The organism is Streptomyces sp. NPDC006235 (assembly GCF_040613735.1).
Classification (GTDB): Bacteria; Actinomycetota; Actinomycetes; order Streptomycetales; family Streptomycetaceae; genus Streptomyces.
On record NZ_JBEXSR010000094.1, the window covers coordinates 1 to 5,376 of the forward strand.

3 protein-coding genes and 4 pseudogenes are annotated in these 5,376 nt (G+C 66.4%); 4 read left to right on the forward strand and 3 right to left on the reverse strand.

Features of this window, described 5'->3' with window-relative positions:
• Positions 1-302 precede the first annotated feature (302 nt).
• The gene (locus ABZ192_RS42925; RefSeq protein WP_356929888.1) at positions 303-473 is read left to right on the forward strand and encodes a hydrophobic protein; all 171 of its coding nucleotides are present in this window, start codon (positions 303-305) and stop codon (positions 471-473) included.
• A 297-nt stretch (positions 474-770) separates the two neighbouring features.
• Here ABZ192_RS42925 and ABZ192_RS42930 read toward each other — a convergent pair.
• Positions 771-2,008, reverse strand: a pseudogene (locus tag ABZ192_RS42930) (IS701 family transposase).
• Positions 2,009-2,705: 697 nt separating this feature from the next.
• Complete coding sequence (locus ABZ192_RS42935) at positions 2,706-3,332, reverse strand: TetR/AcrR family transcriptional regulator (RefSeq protein ID WP_356929889.1); 627 nt, start codon at positions 3,330-3,332, stop codon at positions 2,706-2,708.
• A gap of 143 nt (positions 3,333-3,475) precedes the next feature.
• Between ABZ192_RS42935 and ABZ192_RS42940 the strand changes: the two genes are divergently transcribed.
• Entirely contained in the window at positions 3,476-4,426 is a 951-nt protein-coding gene (locus ABZ192_RS42940) for an alpha/beta fold hydrolase (RefSeq protein WP_356929890.1), read from the forward strand.
• Between the two features lie 113 nt (positions 4,427-4,539).
• Positions 4,540-4,797 (forward strand): annotated as a pseudogene (locus ABZ192_RS42945) (SAM-dependent methyltransferase); the annotation flags it as partial.
• Between the two features lie 214 nt (positions 4,798-5,011).
• Here the strand turns inward: ABZ192_RS42945 and ABZ192_RS42950 are convergent.
• Positions 5,012-5,224, reverse strand: a pseudogene (locus ABZ192_RS42950) (IS5/IS1182 family transposase); the annotation flags it as partial.
• A gap of 56 nt (positions 5,225-5,280) precedes the next feature.
• Here ABZ192_RS42950 and ABZ192_RS42955 point away from each other — a divergent pair.
• A pseudogene (locus ABZ192_RS42955) lies at positions 5,281-5,376 on the forward strand (IS5/IS1182 family transposase); the annotation flags it as partial.

Here is a 5,376-nt window from a genome sequence, read left to right on the forward strand (position 1 = left end):
CTACGACAAACAGCCCGACCGCTACCTCGCCGCCATAACCCTGGCCAGCACACTCATCTGGCTCGATGCGTGATCGATAAGACGCTACCTAGGGGACCTTCGCAGCAGCGTTTCCCGGCTTCAACCCCCCGATCCCAGCTGTTGGAAACGGTGCGGACGCGCCGGGCGCCCCGTGCCAGCCGTGAGGTGTATGCCCGTGACGAAACTGGGCCCAGTTCCCGTAAGGGCAGTGAAGAAACCAGGCAGATCGACCGTGTGTTCTTCGAATCGCTGGGCACGAGGAGCGACGGAGGTTGATAACTATGGTTCCCCTGCTACTCGTCCTGCTTCTGGCTCTGATCCTTTTTGGCGCGGGCTTCGCGATGAAGGCACTGTGGTGGATCGCGGTCATCGTGCTGGTCGTCTGGCTGCTGGGCTTCGTGATGCGCACTGCGGACACAGGCGGCCGCAAGGGCCGCTGGTATCGCTGGTAGACCACCGAACAGCAGCGAACCTGTGGGTCCCGGGAACGCCCGGGACCCACAGGCATGTCCCGGCCCAAGCTGGGGCCCCGAAGCAGCGGAACCTGGTCGGCGAACGCCTGCCGCTGCAGTACCAGGGCCGTCTTTATACTCCAGTTGCACTTCGCTATCGCCGCTGGTCAGAGGATGTTCTCTGAGCATGCTCAGCTGATGCGTCGTCATGCGGTCGAAGTTCGTGACCGGCGGTGCGGCGTTTGTAGTGGCAGCGCATGGCTATCACCTGGTGGCGACGGCGCCACTGGGACCAGGTCAGTGTCCGATCAATGTGGCGGCGGTGGTGGTTTGTCCTGGGGTGGCAAGTCGCCAGGAGCCTGCGGATCTCTGCCAGGCCGAGCGGGACGAGGAAAGATCCGTTTCTGCGGCCCCCTTTGCATCTTCGGCCTGCGCTGCCATGGCGGCGAGGAAGGCATGGGCGAGCATCGCGAGAGTGATGTGCCGGTGCCAGCCCGGGTAGCGGCGGACTTCGTACTGGTCCAGGCCGCACTCGTTCTTCGCGCTCTGGAAGCAGGACTCGATCGCCCAGCGGGAACCGGCAATGCGCACCAGCTCCGCGACACTGGTGTCGGCGGGTGCATAGCCAGGTAGTAGGCGATCTCGTCCGGGTGGGCAATGCTGCGGCGGGCGAGTACCCACCGGTGGTGCGAAGGCTCGCCACCGCCGAAGAAGGGAATGGCCGGGATCTGGGCGGCTGCCCAGTCATAGATGCGCGAACCCTTGGCTCCGTCGCCGCAGGAAAGCCGCTCCCAGGCTTCGTCGGGGGCGTCACCGATGAGTTGGTCGATGCGCCAGCAGCCGGCGAGGGACTTGACCTGCTGCGACTTCGGGACCGGGACGACGTAGCCCAGCCCGGCCTCCTCAAGCATGCGGCGGAAGTGCCAGTCCTGGCCGTAGAGTGCGTCCGCCGTCACCCAGGCGATGGGTAGGGGTGAGGCGAGTGCCCGGGCGATAAGGCTCCGGGCAAGCTCGGTCTTGGTGGCAAAGGCCCGGGCGTCGGGCACTCCTGCCGCGTGGCACCGATCCCGGTCGGACGTCCAGGACTTCGGCAGGTACAGCTCCCGGTCCACCAAGGTCCGGCCTCACGACGAGGTATAGGCGGCAAACACGGCGACCTGGCAGTTCTCCGTGCGTCCCGCCGTGCCGGAGTACTGCCGCTGCACGCCCGCCGAAGTGGTGCCCTTCTTGAGGAAGCCGGTCTCGTCGATGATCAGGACACCGTCGGGCTCGCCGAGGCGTTCGGCCACGTATTCCTGCGGGTCGTCGCGGACCTCGTCCGGATCCCACCGGGCCCGGTTCAGCAGGTGCTGCAAGCCGGCTGGGACGTCGTGGCCGACATATTCCGCAAGCTGCCAGCCGTTCTTCCGGCCGACAGGGCCGAGCAGCCCGCGCACGTAGTCCCGCATCCGCCGCCGCAGATCGACCCGTCCGAACCGGTGACCGACCCGCAACAGCACCTCCTCAAGCTCCAAAGCCCAGACACCAGGCCGCACATCGTCTTGCGCGATCAGCACAACAGTGATCAGGGGCTGCCGGTCACGAACTTCGACTACATGACGACGCGTCAGCTGAGTATGCTCAGAGAACAGCCTCTGACCAGCGGCGATAGCGAAGTGCAACTGGAGTACTAGGGCGGGAAGCGTTAGCTGGCCGCTGCCTGCCGACCGGCTCGCGAAGGCGTGCGCCGACGATTCAGTCCGTGGACGTTGCCGCGTCCGGGCGTCGACGACTGACCTGCGACAGGCTGAAGATCGCCTTGTCTGTCGTTGCGCGCCTGGCGCACGTGCACCGCAACTGCTCTACCGGCACGGCGATCTCCACGCCGCCGTACTGGCCCGCGCTGTGCAACCGTCGGCAGGCCCCTCGGGGCCCGAGGTTAGTCGCCGCTTCCTCCAGCCGACCGGGCTAACCTCGCCGACGCACCCGCCCGGGCCAGCGGTTCGTCGAGCTCGAACAACGGCTGTCCCCTGTCCTCGGTCAGGAGGCCTGGCAGGCTGCTGGGCTCGGAGCTTTCACGACGCCGACGCCCTCGAGGAGAAGCTGACCCACCTCGAGCCGCAGGTTGCGGAGCTCAACTCGCGGCTTGGTGAACGCGACGAGAATCTGGCAGCCACTCGGGCCACCAACGGCGAGCTGATGTCTCAGCTCAACAGCACCTCAGGCCGATGCCGGTGAAGCCAAGAACGGAAGTCACCGGGTCGTAGGCGAGGTCTGGCTGCGATTGAAGATCCTGTCGAGGTGGTACTGGAGTGCCGCGATGGCAGACTCCGGCGTGCGCTGTCCGACGAGGATGCTGGTGCCCATGGTTGCCGTCATGGCAAGCAGGCTGATCGCCTCAGTGCGAGCGTCGGCTCCAGCATCGGCTTGGCCCGTCTCCTGTGCCTGTCGGATCAGTTGGGTGAGGGCATTCTCGGCGGCGTCAGGGTTGTCGATGAACGGCTGGGCGGCGAGGGCCTCGTCGGTCACGGACAGGATCGAGTAGGAGCTGTAGAGAAGGTGGAAGATTCGGCTCTCCTCGTCGGTCGGCAGCGAGGCCAGCAGCAGAGCCTCGATGGTCGCGCGGGGGCCCGGGTCTTGGCCGGCAGCGGCGAGGCGGGCGCCAACGCGGGCGGTGAAGCGGTCGGTCAGGTGTTGGAGGCCGTGGAAGAGCAGCTTTTCCTTGGTCTGGAAGTAGTACTGCACCAGGCGCAGTGAAACGCCCGCCTCGGCGGCGACGTCGCGCATGCCGACCGCGTGCAGGCCCTGCCGCCCTGCGACCTGGATGAGTGCTTCAGCGATCTGGGTGCGGCGTTCATCGTGGTCCACGCGCTTGGGCATCCGTGGTGTCTCCGGCCGTGGTGGGGGTTGGTGGGATCCCTGTTCGCCGTCTGGGCCGGCTCGAGGGCTCCTTTTCATGGTACCGCCGTATCACTAATATGGTACGGTCGTATCATAAAGAGCGGATCTCACGGAGGTAGCCCATGCCCGAGCACACGCCCGGAACGCGCCGCGACATAGGGCGCTACGTCAACGACCAGTTGCGCGACCGCTACTTCGCCGCCTGCGACGTGCTTTACGCGAAGGGCGCACCGATCCGCTCCGAGACCGACGTGGAGACGAGCTTCGGGACGACTCACGTCTACCGGTACGGCCCCGCGGACCCGGCGGCCGAGTCCCGCACGCCGGTCGTCCTGATCCACGGCTCGGGCGGCTGCTCCGCGATGTGGTACCCCAACACGGCCGCGCTCAGCGCCGATCGCCCCGTCTACGCCCTTGACACCCCCGGCGACCCGGGCCGCAGCATCCACCGCGCGCCGATGTGGCAACCCGAGCGGGCCGCCCAGTGGATGGACGAGGCCCTCGACGCCCTCGGCCTCGACAAGGTCCACCTCGTCGGCTCCTCCTACGGCGGCTGGCTCGTCATCAACCAGGTCCACCGCCGGCCCGAACGGATCGCCTCCGTCACCGCCCTCGACCCGGGAGGGCTGGAGAAGGTGGGACTCCGCTTCTTCGTCTGGATCTTCGCCAGCCTCTTCGCCACCTTCGCTCCCAAGCGGCTGCGCCCGGCTCTGGCCAAGTGGCTGGAACAGCCGGTCATATCCGATCCGGATCTGCGCGCCTGGATCCAGGCCGGCGTGAAGGCCTTCCGGATACGCCGTCCCGCTCCACTGCCGCTGTCCGACGCCGAGCTGGGCTCCATCCGGACGCCATTCTACCTGATCATGGGTAAGCGCAGCCTTCTGGTGCACCCGAAGCGTCAGCTCGAACGCGTTCCTCGGGTGATTGCCGGCGCCCGCGCCGAGATCGTCGCCGCGACCGGACACGGGCCGCAGATCGACCACCCCGACCTCGTCAACGCCCGGATGTTGAGTTTCATGGAGGACTTCGACTCCCTCCACCCGGCGACGCCCCGGGACGTCACCGATGCGTAGCCGGTGAGACATCCGGAACCACTCGCTGGGCGTCAAAGGGGGACAGCGAAAGCCTGGACCTCTCGACAATCGCTCGCCCCAGACAGAGAGCAGATGGGCCTCAGGGGCAGCTCATCATGCACCGTCAGGCCGGCCGTGAGTCCGAGTACGACTACTTCGACGCGACCCACTGGACCGACGAGTGGACCATGGACGGCCAGACCGCGCGGATCAGCATCTGGCACAGGCCGCTGCACGCGATGATCGAGGTTTTCACCGGGGCCGGTTTCCGGATCACCGTCATCAGCGAGCCGGAGCCTGGTCCAGCCGCCCGTGAGCTGTTCCCCGAAACCATCGTGGCCAAGCCGCGCTTCCTGTGCTTCCTGTTCTTTTCTTCGTCCTGCAGGCGACTGGCATCCGGGCGCTTCCACCACCGCGTCACTGGCGTCAGAAATTACCTGCCGAGAGCGGTCTCATTTCTCACCTGTCGAGCCGTGCGGCGACTCAGAGACTGAACAGGCTTCAGGGAAGTTCGTGGGAAGTAGGCTCCCGGCCGGGAGGACGGGCCTGTCCTGGTGGCGTTGCCGACCGTGAACTTGAGAACGATCAGTCCCGGTTGGCCTCATACGAGGCGGGCTGTGTGCTCCTGCGGGAGGACCGGCGGGTGATGCGCCTGGTCATCAGTGTGATCGCGGCCCAGGTGATCAAAGATTCCGAGTGCTGGATGAGCCGTTCGTAGTCCCGGGCGTGACGGCGGGCTTGCATGATCCAGGCCAGGCTCCGCTCCACAACCCAGCGACGGGGCAGGATGACGAATCCGGTGGCGTCCTTAGGGGTCCTTGCAGAATGATCTTCCAGTGGCACGGTGGAGATGGATGCTGCCGCCTGCGGGTCGTGCCCGGGGCAGATGGCGTGATCACCGCCAGGTTCTTGAGGGCATCGTGTTCAAGTTCCGCACCGGTGTGCCCTGG